Here is a 15058-nt window from a genome sequence, read left to right as displayed (position 1 = left end):
GAGAGCCTGGTGATTGTCGAAGCCGGACATTTCGCGCTCGCACTGGCGCTCGGATTATCCCTGATCCAGTTCATCGTGCCTCTCTGGGGCGCGCGCGCCAACGATCCCGTTTTGATGTCGGTGGGACCTGTGACGGCTCTAGCCGTCTTCGTCTGTATCGCCTTTTCCTTCTTGGCGCTGACAGTTGCTTACGTGACGTCCGACTTCTCGGTCGCGAACGTGGTCGCGAATTCGCATTCGACAAAGCCGCTGATCTACAAGATCTCCGGCGTGTGGGGGAACCACGAAGGTTCCATGTTGCTGTGGGTGCTGATCCTGGCGCTGTTCGGGTCTGTTGTCGCTCTTTCCAGGAACAGCATTCCCATGCGGTTGCAGGCTAACACCCTTGCGGTGCAGGCAGCCGTCACCATCGCCTTCCTGCTCTTCATGCTGCTCACCTCGAATCCGTTTACGCGGATCATTCCGGCGCCCATCGAAGGGCAGGACTTGAACCCGCTGCTTCAGGATCCCGGCCTCGCGATCCACCCGCCGTTGCTCTACATCGGCTATGTGGGCTTCTCGATCTCATTCGCCTTCGCTTGCGCCGCGCTGATCGACGGTCGCATTGATGCGGTCTGGGCACGCATCGTCCGGCCCTGGACGCTCGGTGCCTGGGCGTTCCTGACCCTGGGCATCGCCATGGGCTCTTACTGGGCCTATTACGAACTCGGCTGGGGCGGCTGGTGGTTCTGGGATCCGGTGGAGAACGCTTCGCTCATGCCATGGCTTGCAGGCACGGCTCTTCTGCATTCCACGGTCGTCATGGAAAAGCGCGATGCGCTGAAAGTCTGGACGATCCTGCTCGCCATCCTCACGTTCTCCCTGTCTCTGCTCGGCACCTTCCTGGTGCGCTCGGGCGTGCTGACCTCCGTGCATTCCTTCGCGGTCGATCCAGAGCGCGGCACGTTTATTCTCGCCATTCTCATCCTGTTCATCGGCGGCTCGCTCGCCCTCTTCGCGTGGCGCGCGCCGATGCTCAAGCAGGGAGGGTTGTTCGCTCCCGTCTCCCGTGAGGGAGCGCTTGTGCTGAACAACCTGTTCCTGTCGACCGCCTGTGCGACGGTTCTGATCGGCACCCTCTATCCGCTGGCGTTGGAGGTCGTGACGGGAGAGAAGATCTCGGTTGGCGAGCCGTTCTTCAATCTGACCTTCATTCCTCTCGTCCTTCCGCTGCTCCTCCTTTTGCCTCTTGGCCAAACCCTTGCCTGGAAGCGCGGAAACTTCCTCGGTTCCGCGCAGCGTCTTTATGCCGTGTTCGGCATCTCGCTTGTCACGACCGTCGCGCTCTTCGCCTTCTATTACGGCGGCCCCGTCGCCGCTCCTCTCGGCATCGGTCTTGGCGTCTATCTGGTTCTCGGCTCGTTCAACGAGATCGTGACGCGCTCCTGGTCGAAGGGTACTCCTTTTGCCGTGGCTCGTCGCAAGGCCGCCAACCTGCCGCGCTCCACCTGGGGCACCGTGCTGGCTCATGCAGGCGTCGGCCTGACGGTTATCGGTATTGCGGCCACGGCCTGGGGCGTCGAGGGACTCGCCACGGTCAAACCTGGCGAGCGCCTCAAGGCTGGCGATTACGAAGCCAGACTCGAACGCGTCATTCCTCGCACTGAAGCCAATTTCCGTGAGGATGTGGCTGTCTTCACCATCTACCTGCAGGGCCACGAAGTCGGCACCCTGGAGAGCATGAAGCGCCTCTACGTGACGCGCGGCATGCCGACGACGGAAGCCGGCATCATGACGGTGGGCTTGGGGCAGGTCTATGTGAGCCTCGGCGAGCCGCAGGCCGATGGCTCGGTGGGCGTGCGCCTCTACTATAAGCCGCTCGTGCTGCTGATCTGGATCGGTTCGGTAATCATGGCCCTTGGCGGCGGTGTCTCTCTGACCGACCGGCGGCTGCGTATCGGCGCTCCGGTTCGTGCCAAGACATCGGCGGCTGCGCCCGTCCCGGCGGAGTGAGCCATGCGATTTGTTCTCAGCCTCCTCGCCGCCCTTGTCTTCAGCATGTCGGCTCTTGCGGTTCAGCCGGATGAGGTGCTGAAGGATCCAGCTCTCGAAAAGCGTGCGCGCGAAATCTCTTCGGGCCTGCGCTGCCTCGTGTGCCAGAACCAGTCCATTGACGATTCCGACGCGCAGCTTGCCAAGGATCTGCGCGTTCTCGTGCGGGAGCGTCTTGTGGCCGGCGATAGCGACGCGCAGGTAGAGAGCTTTCTTGTGCAGCGCTACGGTGAGTTCGTACTGCTCAAGCCCACTTTCGGGGCTCACACCCTGCTGTTGTGGCTGACGCCTGCGCTTGTTCTCGTCCTGGGCGGTCTCGGCGTCTACGTTGCCATGCGTCACCGCCCACGTCCTGCGACAGCGCTCGATGCGGATGAGCAGAAGGCGCTTGAGAAGCTGCTCAAGCGCGATCAGGGTGCCTGAAGTCAGGGACAAGCGCTCTGCGCTTTCCGTGACAGGACATGATCGAGGGGGCTTCACTACATCCATGCCTAAGGTGTTTAGTCCTTAGCTGATGGGCCCTTATTCCTTGCTTAGAAACAGGCCTGTTATTTCCGTTGAACAAGCCAATTTGTCGCTGCGCCAAACCGCAAAGCTAATGCTATCGGGCCATCGATTTCCTCATATCTGGCCTGAAAGGTACGGTCGTGAAAGCAGCGGCCTCTGGATTTGTTTTCTTCTTTTTGCTCCTGCCATTTTCCGCTCAATCCAATGAGAACCTCGTCGCCAAGCGCGAAGCCTGCCGTCAGGAAGCGAGAGCGCGCATCTCTCCCCTCGGCAAGGTCGGCGTCGATGAGTTCCGGCGTGTCGTGGAACGAAGGGGCGCTTATGTCAGCCGTTGCATGTCTAGGAAGGTTGCCATCGGCACCGACCCCGGGTCCTCTTCGGAGCAAGCCCTCGTTGTTACGGTCGCGAGCCCTCTGAAACGGACCGCTGTAGCGGTCCAGAACAAGCCCGCCAGGATTGCGAGGAGCCCTGATCGAAAGAAGATGAAAGCGGCTTCGGTCAGGTCTGGTAAAGTCAGGAAGGCAGCTCGGAGGGGACCTCGGCGTCTGACCGGACGGGCGAAGTGAGAGGCTGCCGCCGTGCCTCAAAACCTTACCAACATTTCATCTTGAGGTGAGGGTACCGTAAGGCGGCATCCCCCATCTTCCTCTCAACATGAACCGAAATAGGTTCTGTCAGGAGAGAAGAGATGTTGGATAAAGTGTCCAATCCCGTTCGTAAGCGCACTGCGAAATGGCTCGGAGCCGCAGCCGTCGCCGCCCTGATTGCAGGCGGCTCCGTTGGGACCGGCCTCGTCGCCCCTAGCCCTGCCCATGCCGAGCTGCGCTCCATGTCGCAGCCGATCCAGAATGTGCCGTCCTTCGCGGATGTGATCGAGCGCGTGAAGCCCGCTGTCGTGGCCGTAAAGGTCAAGGTGCAGAATGTAGCTGACCGAGGTGATGGTGATGATGGCCCGCAGTTCTCGATGCCGGATCTGCCCCCGGGGCATCCGATGGAGCGCTTCTTCCGCCAGTTCCGGGATCAGATGCCGGGCGAGCGCGGCGGCCGTGGACCGCGCAGCGAGCGTCCCCGTCAATTCGGCCAGTCCCTGGGCTCCGGCTTCTTCATCTCGGCTGACGGCTATGTCGTGACCAATAATCACGTGATCGACAATGCCTCCGAGGTGCAGGTGACCATGGATGACGGCAAGACCCTGGACGCCAAGGTCATCGGAACCGATCCCAAGACCGACCTTGCCCTGCTGAAGGTCGAAGGCAATGACTTCCCCTACGTGCGCTTGGCTCCCCAGAAAGCCCGCATCGGTGATTGGGTGGTCGCCATCGGCAATCCGTTCGGCCTCGGCGGCACTGTGACGGCCGGCATCGTCTCGGCCCAGCACCGCGACATCGGCGCAGGTCCTTACGATGACTTCATCCAGATCGATGCCTCGGTGAACAAAGGCAACTCGGGCGGCCCGACCTTCAATCTCTCAGGCGAGGTTGTGGGCGTGAACACGGCGATCTTCTCGCCGTCGGGCGGCAATGTGGGCATTGCGTTTGCCATCCCGGCGAGCACGGTCGACCAGATCGTCACATCCTTGAAGGATAAGGGCTCCGTGACCCGCGGCTTCATCGGCGTGCAGATGCAGCCGGTGACCAAGGAGATCGCCGAGGCTATCGGCCTCAAGGAGGCCAAGGGTGCTCTCGTGGCCGAGGCGATCAAGGACGGTCCCGCCGCGAAGGCCGGGGTCCGCACAGGCGATACGATCATCGCCGTCGACGGCCAGCCGATCAACGAGGCCAAGGATCTGTCCCGCAGAGTCGCCCAGGTCGCGCCCGGCAAGAGCCTGTCCTTGACGCTCTGGCGCGAGGGCAAGGAACGGACGGTGACCCTCGAGGTCGCCAGCCAGCCGAAGGGCGTCTGATCCTTCGGGAATGAGTAAGGACACCAGGCCTAAAGTGTTGATTGCCCCCGACACCTGGTGTCTTCTGCCCACGGCAGGCTGGCCTTTCTCCCCTCCAAGGCCGGCCTGCCGTTGGGCTCAATTGCGTTAAAGACAGGCTATGCGGATTCTCATCATCGAGGACGACAAAGAGGCGGCCTCCTACCTGGTAAAGGCGTTTCGGGAATCAGGCCACGTGGCGGACCATGCCGCCGATGGCCTCGATGGCTATGCCATGGCCGAGTCGGGGGATTACGATGTGCTCATCGTCGACCGCATGCTGCCGAAGCTCGATGGCCTCTCCCTCATTCGCTCCCTGCGCGAGCAGAAGGTCGAGACGCCTGTTCTCATTCTCTCGGCTCTCGGTCAGGTCGATGATCGCGTAAAGGGCCTGCGCGCCGGCGGTGACGATTACCTCCCCAAACCCTATGCCTTCTCCGAGCTTCTGGCGCGGATTGAGGTGCTCGCCCGTCGCCGCGCTTCCGCGCCGAGTGCGGAGCCGACCCTTTATCGCATCGCCGATCTCGAACTCGATAGGCTGTCCCATCGGGTGACGCGCTCGGGCCACGAGATCGTATTGCAGCCGCGCGAGTTCAGACTGCTCGAATACTTGATGAAGAACGCCAATCAGGTAGTCACGCGCACGATGCTGCTGGAGCACGTGTGGGATTATCACTTCGATCCCCAGACCAACGTGATCGACGTTCACGTCTCGCGCCTGCGGTCCAAGATCGACAAGGGCTTTGACAAGCCTCTCATCCACACCATTCGCGGGGCAGGATACATGGTCCGCGTCGGTGCGATGGATGGTGAGGAATGAGTTCGCCCGCATGACATCTCTCGGCAAGCTCTTCCGGACCACCGCGTTCAAGCTGTCCTTCACATATCTCGTCGTCTTCACGCTCTTCGCTTTTGCGACCCTGGGCTATGTTGCCTGGAGTGCGCAGAAGGTCCTGACGGATCAATTCGTCTCCAGTATCGAGTCGGAGATTAACAGCCTGGCCGGGATATACAGAAGCGGCGGTCTCCGGCGGCTGGTCAACGCGGTCGAGCGGCGCTCTCGCGCACCTGGCGCATCGCTTTACCTCGTCACCACCAGCCTTGGAGAGCGGGTTGCAGGCAATGTCGGAGCCTTGCCTCCCGGCGTGGTCGATCGCTTCGGGGAATTCGAGACACTCTATAATCGAACCGATGAGACGGACTCGAAGCCCAATGTCGCGCTGGTGCGTGTCTATCAACTGCCCGGAGATTTCCGTCTGCTCGTCGGCCGCGACATCGAGGAGCGCATTCGTCTGCAGGACGTTATCCATCGCGCCTTCGGCTACTCCATATTGTTCATCGGCGTTCTGGGCTGCCTGGGTAGCTGGTTCATTGCACGCCGCGTCCTCAAGCGCGTCGATGACATGACCGACACCACACGCGATATCATGGCGGGAGATCTCGACGGACGCTTGCGGATTGCAGGAACCGGAGACGAGCTCGACCGTCTCGCGCAGAACCTCAACGACATGCTCGACCGCATCGGCGAGCTGATGCGCGGCATGCGCGAAGTGTCGGACAATATCGCTCACGATCTCAAGACGCCCCTCACGCGCCTCCGCAACAAGGCGGATGAGGCGCTGAGAACGGCGAAGACCCCTGATGAGCTGAAGGCGGCGCTCGAAGCGACCATTGAGGAAAGCGACAACCTGATCCGCATCTTCAACGCCCTTCTCATGATCGCGCGGCTTGAGGCCGGCAATGCCCGTGAGGCGCTGGCCGATTTCGATGCGTCGGAGGCGGTTCGAGATGTGGCGGAGCTTTACGAAGCTCTCGCTGAGGAGGCCGGGGGCTCTCTCGAAGTCTCTGTCGAGGAAGGCTTGCCGATTCATGGCAGCCGCGAGCTACTGGGTCAGGCCATGGCTAACTTGCTCGACAACGCGCTGAAATATGGCGCATCCCACGATGGGAGGGCTCAAAAGATCAGCGTTTCGGCCCAACGCATAGGAAGCGAAGCGCGGATCGTCGTGGCCGATCGCGGCCCCGGTATTCCGGAAAGCGAGCGGAGCCATGTGCTGGAGAGGTTCGTGCGCTTGGAAACCGCCCGCTCACGTCCCGGTTTCGGCCTCGGGCTCAGCCTTGCGGCCGCAGTGGCGCGGCTTCACGAGGGAAGGCTCTTGCTTGAAGACAATGCGCCCGGGCTGCGTGTCATCTTGCTCCTGCCTTTGAAGGAGGTTTCGGTTCCGCAAGCGGTCCCGGTCCCCGCCGCCTGAGCCTGAAGTCGCATTGGGCGCGGCTCAATTTTCGATTGCCTCGCGGGCCGCGGCGTGAACACTCAGGCCGTCTCAGCATTTGGATGGATTAGCCGTGCCCGACCAGAACTGCTCACTCATCAGCCGCCTGACGCAGACCCCGCCTGTCTCCGAGGTCAAAAAGGCCAAGGCGCAGCTGGCGGAGTTCATGGAGCGTGCTCGTCATGAGCCTGAGGCGGCGGGGCTTCTCCCGCGTCTCGAAGAAGGGATGTTTCGCGATCTTCTGCTGGCGCTGGCGGATTATTCTCCATTTCTCTGGCAGCTCGTCGTAACCGATCCGCCACGCACAGCAAGGCTCGCCCTAGAGGAACCCGAGGCTGTTCATTCTTCGATCATCGAGAACCAGGCCCATCTCTTCCGGCGTGTCCGCGCAGGCGAGATAACCCGGGACGATGCCGTAGCCGCCTTCCGGCGTAACCGCAACAGTCACGCGCTTCTCGTCGCTCTTGCCGATATCGGCGGACTTTGGGGAGCGGAGGAAGTCACGCAAGCTCTGTCTGACTTTGCCGATGCCTCCGTTTCAGGCGGCTTGAACCTGATCCTGACGGAAATGGCGGATCTCGGGCGCATCAAGCTCCAGAACCCCGATGCACCGGGTGAGGGCTCAGGCATGACGGTGCTGGCGCTGGGCAAGCACGGGGCAGGAGAGCTCAACTACTCCAGCGACATTGATCTCGTCATTTTCTTCGATCCCGAGACATCCGCCCTCAAGGAAGGAGCAGAGGCGACGACCATCTACACGCGCATCGCTCAGCAATTGTCCCGGCTGCTGCAAGAGCGGACGGCTGACGGCTATGTGCACCGCGTCGATTACCGGCTGCGTCCCGATCCGGGCTCGACACCGACCGCCATGTCCTTGTCGTCAGCCTATGTCTATTACGAAACGCTTGGGCAGAACTGGGAGCGCGCGGCTTTCATCAAGGCACGGCCTGTGGCCGGCGATCTGACACTGGGCGAGAACTTTCTTAAAGAGCTTCGCCCTTTCATCTGGCGCAAGTACTTCGATTTCGCCTCCATTGCCGATGTGCATGCCATGAAGCGGCAGATTCATGCGGTGCGAGGACACGACCAGATCGCGGTGGCAGGGCACGACATCAAGCTCGGACGAGGTGGGATCCGCGAGGTCGAGTTCTTCGTGCAGACGCAGCAGCTCGTGTTCGGCGGCAGGCGTCCCGCGCTTCGGGGGCGCCGGACCCTCGACATGCTGGTCGAGTTGCACAACGAGGGCTGGATCACGGATCAGGCCCGCGATGAGCTTTCCCATGCCTATCGTTTCTTGCGCGCTATTGAGCATCGGTTGCAAATGGTTGCCGACGAGCAGACGCAGCGCTTGCCCTCGGATGAGGACGAACTTAAGCGCTTCGCTAAGTTCTGCGGCTATCCCGATCTCAAGGCCTTTTCGAGAGCTCTCACCGATCAGGCCAAGATCGTGCAGGGGCATTATGCCCTTCTTTTCGAAGAAGGACCTGAACTCGCCTCCGATGCGGGAAGCCTCGTCTTTACCGGTACCAGCGACGACCCGGAGACGCTTGCAACGCTCCAGCGCATGGGTTTTCGTGAGCCTGAGAAAGCGGCGGAGACTGTGCGTGGCTGGCATTTCGGGCGTCGCGCTGCAATCACCAGCCAGCGGGCACGCGAGGTGCTGACGGAGCTGACGCCCGCCTTGCTCTCAGCTCTGGGTGGCACGGCCGATCCCGATGGTGCGCTCGCTGCTCTCGACAGTGCCTTCGGCCGCATGCCGGCTGCCGTGGAGCTTCTCACCATCCTGCAATCCCACGAAAAGCTGCGCCTGCGCTTTGCAGACCTGCTCGGCACTGCGCCGCGGCTCGCCAATACGGTGGCGCAGTCCCCGCATGTGCTCGATGTGCTGATCGATCCCGCGTTCGGTATCCCGCTTGTGGATGAAGCGGCCATCGAAGAGCAGGTGCGGCAGATCATAGGGACGCCTGGAAATTATGAAGACTTTCTCGACCGCACTCGTGATGCCGCCCGGCAGATGCGGTTTATCACCGGCGCGCGGCTTCTGTCCGACATCATCTCCCCATCACAGGCCGGCGCGGCCTACGCCGCGATAGCTGCTGCCATCGTCCGGGCATCGTTCGAGCGCGTACGCAAGGAGTTCGAGGCAGAGCACGGCGTCGTGCCAGAGGCCCAGGTTGCCATCCTGGGACTTGGCCGTCTCGGCACGAAAGAGCTGACGGCGGGGTCGGACCTCGACCTTGTCGTCCTCTATGACTTCGATGAGGAACAGCGTGAGAGCACCGGTCCACGCGCCCTCGACGCGGTCGTCTACCATACTCGCCTGACCCAGCGCCTCGTTGCGGCGCTGACTGTGCCGACGAGGCGGGGGCTTCTCTACGAGGTGGACCTGCGCTTGCGCCCTCAGGGCGGCAAGGGGCCTGTCGCTTCGCAATTCAAAGGCTTTGTCGCTTATCAGCAAAGCGAGGCCGAGCTGTGGGAGCACATGGCGCTCACGCGGTCCCGCGTCCTGAGTGCCGATCCGGGCTTTGCGGAGCGGGTGCAAGCAGCCATCGATGTGATTGTCCAGGCTGAACGCGATCCCCGGCATGTGGTGTCGGAAGTGCGCTCGATGCGCGCGCTGATCGCTCAGGAGAAGGGCGAAGATGACGCCTGGGATCTCAAGCTCGCAAAGGGCGGCCTGACCGATCTCGACTTCATCGCCCAGGCTCTGGTGCTGGCGCATTCTTCCCAGCATCCATCACTGGCAGGGCTCGCGCCGGAAGAGACTTTCCAGGAGGCCTGCAAAGCAGGTCTGATTTCACAGGAAGACGCGAGGGAGTTGGTTGAGGCTCATCGTCAGTTTAATGCCATTTTCCAATGGCAGCGCCTGACCATTGAAGGAGCCTTCAATCCTGACCATGTGCCACCCGCCATCTTCAAGCGTCTCGCCACCGTTGCTGGCTTGCCCGATGCGAAGGTGCTGCTGACGCATTTGAACGCAACGCGCCAGCATGTGCGGGAGATCTATGAGCGTGTGCTGCGCTGAACGGAGCCCAGGGGCTTAGGCGGCGGCGTCCGCCAGAGCAATATCGGCGTTCGTCGCTTCGGTGAGCGGAAGGTGGACCAGTACGATGGTGCCGAGGCCTTCCTGGCTCTTGATACGCAAGGAACCGCCATGGAGTTCCGCAAGCGAGCGGGCAATGGCGAGGCCGAGGCCCGAGCCCTTGTAGCTCTTGGAGAACTCAGTTTCTACCTGCTCGAAGGGCTGGCCGAGCTTATGCAGGGCATGATCCGGAATGCCGATGCCGTTGTCCTCGACATAGATGTTGACGGCGTCGCCTGCGAGACGGGTACGCACCGTGATGCAGCCGCCTTCGCTCGTGAACTTCGTCGCGTTCTGAAGCAGATTGACGAGGATCTGGTGGAGCGCGCGCTCGTCGGCCGGCACCACGATGTCCTCGGGCGTCACGTCGACATTGACTGAGAGGTTCTTCGCTTTGGTCTGCTCGCTGACGAGCTTGAGCGCCCGCTGGATCGAGCCGTGAACTTCGAGAGGCTGCTTCTTGAGGGTCGTGCGGCCCGCCTCGATGCGCGACATGTCGAGGATGTCGTTGATGACCGACAGGAGATACTCGCCGCTCGAGCGGATATCCGTGCAGTATTCTTCATACTTGTCCGAGCCCAACGAGCCGAAGATGCCGCTCTGCATGACTTCTGCAAAGCCGATGATGGCGTTGAGCGGCGTGCGCAGCTCGTGGCTCATATTGGCCAGGAATTCAGACTTGGCGCGGTTGGCGCTCTCGGCCTGAGCCTTCTGGTCGAGATAGCGCTCGGCGAGATCCGCGAGCTGGTGCGTCTGCGCTTCGAGCTTTTGGCGCGACTGCTTGAGATCGAGAACGGTGGCGATGAGTTCCTTCTCGGATTCGACGAGGCGGTGCTCATGGCGCTTGAGCGCGGTGATGTCCGTGCCCACCGACACGTAGCCGCCGTCTTTCGTGCGGCGTTCGTTGATCTGCAGCCAGCGGCCATCCTGAAGGCGCGCCTCGAAGGTGCGGGCGCCCACATCCTGCTGCTCACGGCGCAGGAACTGGTGCTGCACTTCCGGCGGACGGCCAAGCGCCATCACTTCCGCATAGGACTTGCCCTGCAGGTTGGCATCGGCTGGCAGCTCGTGAAGCTTCTGGAACTTCGAGTTGCAGAGAACGAGATGATTGTTGGCATCCCAGAGAACGAAGGCCTCGGAGATTGCCTCGATGGCGTCGTGAAGGCGCGCATCGGCGCGGGCGGTCTTCTCTTCGAGGCCGCGCTGTTCGGTGACATCCACGGCAATGCCGACGAGGTGGCTCGCTGCATCGTCCGGATCGTTCATGAGTTCGGCGCGGGCACGTAGCCACACCCAGTCGCCGGTCACGCTGCGAATGCGGAACTCATAATCGACGAGGGAGGTGGTGGCGGAGGCCAGCTGTTCGGCGAGGGTATAGAGATCCTGATCCTCGGGATGGATCATGGTGTTCACTTCGCCGAACGAAAGGAATTCGTCCTGCCGCTCATAGCCGAGGAGCTCGTACATGGAGTCGGACCAGTAGATGCGCCCGCGTCCGATGTCCCAATCCCACAAGCCGCAGCGGCCGCGATTGAGCGCGGAGTCGATGCGATCACGCACCTTCTCGCACACCTCGTCGGCAGCGCGGGCCCGGTTCGCCTGCATCATATAAGCAACGCCGATGCCCAGAAGCACCATGATCGTCGCGCCCAGCAGGGAGACATGGCCGATGGTGCGTGTCCACCAACCCGCGAGCACGTGGGGCAGGGGCTGCACGATGGCGATCTGGCCGGAAGAGGCCTGAAGGGCCCGAACGGTTGCGATACCCTCGTTGCCGCCAGCCATCTTGATCGTCATGACGCCTGCGCGATCTGCAAAGAGTGCCAGGGGCTGCGCGTCCCCAAGGACTTCGGCCAGGGTCTGCGGCACGTTCTCCGCTGACGGGTGCATGGCCAGCACGGCGCCGGCTTGGTCGATAAGAAGAAGGCGTCGGCTGTGGTTCAGGGCGCTCGCCGGCATTTCCTTGGCGAGCGAGTTGAGCTGCGCCGCAGCCTGCACCCGGTCCGCCGGAGCGGGATATGCGCCGAGCTTTGCCGCAGAAAGGGAAGCGATGATGTCGATGTCCTGAATGGCATCCAGCATGGTGTCGCGGCGCCCGTCGCGGATTTGAATCCACGCGCTGCCTGCGAGCGTGATGAGAAAGAGAAAGAGAACGGCAGGAACTGCAAGCCGGAGCAGGGATTCATATTGCTCGAGCCGACGATAAGCCGGGTTCGCGTCCGATCGCGCCACCCCTAGAATCGTACCCGCGCGTGCGGGTACGCATGCGGTCACCGCCCCCGCCATGCGATGCTCCCTTCGGAACCGTTACTGTCCTCATATTCGGAAGGACGTGCCGCATCTCTCCGAATCACCAACAATAGAATCACGGGCAGGTGATTTGTCTAGCTATGTGATCAGTTAGGTTAATAAAAAATTCTCATCCTCTCTCAGGCCTGGGGATAGCTTTGGATAACCCACATCGACACTTGCCAAGATGCCCCGAAGCCTAAGCGTCCGCGCTTTCCTCAAGTGAACGATTTACGATGTCACCTACGTCACGGGAAAGACTCGGTTTTTGCGCGATGGACTGCAGCGCGATGCGTGCATGATTGCGGCGTGTTGATTCCATCATCTTCCAAGAACTGAAGGCAGTCAGCAGGCGCGATGCGAGTTGCGGATTCAACTCATCGGCACGCAGTACGATAGAGGCGAGGAACGCATAGCCCGCTCCATCCTTTCGGTTGAACTGCACTTGGTTGAGCATCGCGAAGCTGCCGATCAAAGAGCGCACGCGATTGGGGTTGTTCATCGAGAAAGCCGGGTGCTCCATCAGACGTTGCACGCGCTCAACCGTCGTATCCTCGGGGATGGCAGCCTGCAGCGAGAACCATTTGTCGAGCACGAGAGGTTCATCGCGGTAACGCTCCTCGAAACTCGCGATGGCGCTCTCGCGCAGCGAGCCGGGGATCGTCATGAGAACGCTCAGGGCCGCCAGTCGATCGGTCATGTTGGTTGCAGTTTCAAACTGCTTGCTCGCGAGCTTCTCGCCAGCTTGCGGATCGGCTGCGGCCAGAAGATCGAGTGCTGCATTGCGCAGAGATCTCCTGCCGGCGCTTGCCGCATCGGGGCTATAGGTCTTGGCCGGTGCGAGGGAATGGTAAAAATCCGCCAGTTTTTCGAAACAGTTTTTGCCGAGATGACCACGCAGTTCCTTGCGAGCGTGATGAATCGCATCGGGATCCACATCCTGGCCGATCTCCTGAGCGATGTCGGCATCGCTGGGGAGCGATAGAACGAGCGCTGCGAAGGCAGGATCGCGCAAAGCGGCCTCTTCCAGGAAACCTTTGAAGGCAGAGGATAGGGAAGCCATGGCATCTTCGCTCACGGGCACTCCGGTCGAGCGCGCCGCGAGTGTGCGCATGGCCAGGGTCTGTGCGGCCTGCCAGCGGTTGAAGGCGTCCGCATCGTGCCGAAGCAGCACGATGAGTTCCTCGTTCGTAAGGTCGAGAGAAACCTTAACCGGAGCCGAGAAGTCACGAAACACCGACGGAACAGGGCGGGAGCTGACCCCCGTGAAGGTAATGCTGTCTTCAGTCTTGTCGAGCAGGAAGACACCCCTGGAATTCACGCGCTCGCATTTGGCCTCCATCCGCTGCCCGTCTTGCGTGACGAGGCCGAGCACGACGGGGATCACCATCGGCTCCTTCGTGGGTTGTCCAGGCGTGGGAGGCGTCTGCTGTTTGAAGTCGAGCCGGTAGGTCTGGGTTGTCCCATCATAATGTCCGCGCACCTCTACGCGCGGGGTGCCGGATTGCGCATACCATCGGGCGAAATGCGAAAGGTCGAGCCCCGTGACATCGGCAAAGGCCTTCAGGAAATCCTCGACCGTGGCGGCGGTGCCGTCGCAGCGATCATAATAGAGGTCCATGCCTCGCCGGAAATCCGCATCGCCGATGATCGTCTTAAGCATGCGGACGATCTCGGCGCCTTTCTCATAGACGGTCGCAGTATAGAAATTGTTGATCTCACGGTACTGGTTCGGACGCACCGGGTGGGAGAGGGGGCTTGCATCCTCGAGAAACTGCCGCGACCGCAGCGTCTTCACCTCCGCGATGCGATGCACCGGCCGGGAGCGCTCGTCCGAGGAGAATTCCTGGTCGCGGAAAACCGTCAATCCTTCCTTCAGGCAGAGCTGGAACCAGTCGCGGCAGGTCACGCGATTGCCGGACCAGTTATGAAAATACTCGTGGGCAATGATCGCCTCGATATTCGCATAATCCGTATCGGTCGCGGTCTCGGGTGAGGCGAGCACATATTTATCGTTGAAAATGTTGAGACCCTTGTTCTCCATCGCGCCCATGTTGAAATCGGACACGGCAACGATGTTGAACACGTCGAGGTCGTACTCGCGGCCGAAGACCCTCTCGTCCCAGATCATCGAGCGTTCAAGCGCGTCGAGCGCGTAGCCGGCGCGATCCTCCTTGCCTGGCTCCACATAGACAGCGATTTCCACCTCTCGGCCATTCATGGTTGTGAACGGCTTGGCAATCTTGCCCAGGCGCCCACCGACGAGCGCGAACAGATACGACGGCTTCGGGAAGGGATCGTGCCAGACCGCGTAGTGACGACCGGTGCCCTCGATGATGCCGCTTTCGACCGGATTGCCGTTGCCGAGCAGGACCGGAGCCTCCTCCCGATCGGCCTCGATGCGTGTTGTATAGACGGCCAGCACATCGGGACGGTCGAGAAAGTAAGTGATCCGCCTGAAACCTTCGGCCTCGCATTGCGTGCAATAGTTCCCGCTGGACCGGTAAAGACCCATGAGCTTGGTGTTTGCGGTGGGGTTGATCTCGGTTTCGATGGTGAGCTTGAACGGATGCTGCGGCGGCTGCGAGATCGTGAGCGATTGCGGGGAGGCTTCGAACTCTCCGGCTTCCAACGCACGTTCATCGAGAGCGATGCCCTTCAGGTTCACCTCGTCGCCGTCCAGGATCAGGGGAACATCCGAGCGCCCAGCAGGATTAGGCCGCATGGAGAGGGTCGCCGTCACCTTTGTGGCCGTCGGGTGGAGTCTGACATCCAGCTCGACCCGGTCGATCAGGAAATCGCTGGGCAGGTAATCCTCAAGCCGGACGATATGGTCGACATCGGTGCGCATCGGCAACTCTCTGATGAAATATGATTGCGTTGGAGCCTAGGGGTCGGGCTGCAGGAAGCAAGGGCGTTTGAATCGGCGAGTTACAAAAGTCACGTCCAGTTGGA

8 protein-coding genes are annotated in these 15058 nt (G+C 61.4%); 6 read left to right on the top strand and 2 right to left on the bottom strand.

The annotated features are described in order from the left end of the window. The first annotated feature begins 9 nt into the window (after positions 1–9). The 6 genes from BLP10_RS02080 (at position 10) to BLP10_RS02050 (ending at position 9757) form a co-directional block, all read left to right on the top strand. A complete protein-coding gene (locus tag BLP10_RS02080) occupies positions 10–1992 on the top strand; it encodes a heme lyase CcmF/NrfE family subunit (protein WP_091129034.1) in 1983 nt (660 codons plus the stop codon). Between the two features lie 3 nt (positions 1993–1995). Then, the gene (locus tag BLP10_RS02075) at positions 1996–2454 is read left to right on the top strand and encodes a cytochrome c-type biogenesis protein (RefSeq protein ID WP_091129031.1); all 459 of its coding nucleotides are present in this window, start codon (positions 1996–1998) and stop codon (positions 2452–2454) included. Positions 2455–3226: 772 nt separating this feature from the next. Further along, positions 3227–4441, top strand: coding sequence for a S1C family serine protease (locus BLP10_RS02065; RefSeq protein WP_091129024.1), 1215 nt, complete (start codon positions 3227–3229; stop codon positions 4439–4441). 139 nt (positions 4442–4580) lie between these two features. Further along, the gene (locus BLP10_RS02060) at positions 4581–5279 is read left to right on the top strand and encodes a winged helix-turn-helix domain-containing protein (RefSeq protein ID WP_091129021.1); all 699 of its coding nucleotides are present in this window, start codon (positions 4581–4583) and stop codon (positions 5277–5279) included. Positions 5280–5289: 10 nt separating this feature from the next. Further along, on the top strand, positions 5290–6711 hold the full coding sequence (locus BLP10_RS02055; RefSeq protein WP_175493736.1) for a HAMP domain-containing sensor histidine kinase: 1422 nt from the start codon (positions 5290–5292) through the stop codon (positions 6709–6711). Between the two features lie 94 nt (positions 6712–6805). Continuing rightward, positions 6806–9757: a bifunctional [glutamine synthetase] adenylyltransferase/[glutamine synthetase]-adenylyl-L-tyrosine phosphorylase gene (locus BLP10_RS02050; protein ID WP_091129013.1), complete on the top strand. Its 2952-nt coding sequence runs from the start codon at positions 6806–6808 to the stop codon at positions 9755–9757. 15 nt (positions 9758–9772) lie between these two features. On the opposite strand, the gene BLP10_RS02045 is transcribed toward BLP10_RS02050, so the two are convergent. Next, entirely contained in the window at positions 9773–12100 is a 2328-nt protein-coding gene (locus BLP10_RS02045; RefSeq protein ID WP_091129010.1) for a PAS domain-containing sensor histidine kinase, read from the bottom strand. Between the two features lie 202 nt (positions 12101–12302). Then, entirely contained in the window at positions 12303–14954 is a 2652-nt protein-coding gene (gene pepN, locus BLP10_RS02040; RefSeq protein WP_091129007.1) for an aminopeptidase N, read from the bottom strand. Positions 14955–15058: the final 104 nt, after the last annotated feature.

This window comes from Microvirga guangxiensis (assembly GCF_900102135.1).
In the GTDB taxonomy this organism is placed as follows: Bacteria; Pseudomonadota; Alphaproteobacteria; order Rhizobiales; family Beijerinckiaceae; genus Microvirga; species Microvirga guangxiensis.
The sequence above is the reverse complement of the archived record's forward strand: the minus strand, read 5'-3'. Positions and strand labels throughout refer to the sequence as shown.

Bases quoted from the DNA above. Each gene is read 5' to 3' on its own strand.
- BLP10_RS02075 (WP_091129031.1), top strand. From the start codon at position 1,996: ATGCGATTTGTTCTCAGCCTCCTCGCCGCCCTTGTCTTCAGCATGTCG.
- BLP10_RS02065 (WP_091129024.1), top strand. From the start codon at position 3,227: ATGTTGGATAAAGTGTCCAATCCCGTTCGTAAGCGCACTGCGAAATGG.
- BLP10_RS02060 (WP_091129021.1), top strand. From the start codon at position 4,581: ATGCGGATTCTCATCATCGAGGACGACAAAGAGGCGGCCTCCTACCTG.
- BLP10_RS02055 (WP_175493736.1), top strand. From the start codon at position 5,290: ATGACATCTCTCGGCAAGCTCTTCCGGACCACCGCGTTCAAGCTGTCC.
- BLP10_RS02045 (WP_091129010.1), bottom strand. From the start codon at position 12,100: ATGGCGGGGGCGGTGACCGCATGCGTACCCGCACGCGCGGGTACGATT.
- pepN (WP_091129007.1), bottom strand. From the start codon at position 14,954: ATGCGCACCGATGTCGACCATATCGTCCGGCTTGAGGATTACCTGCCC.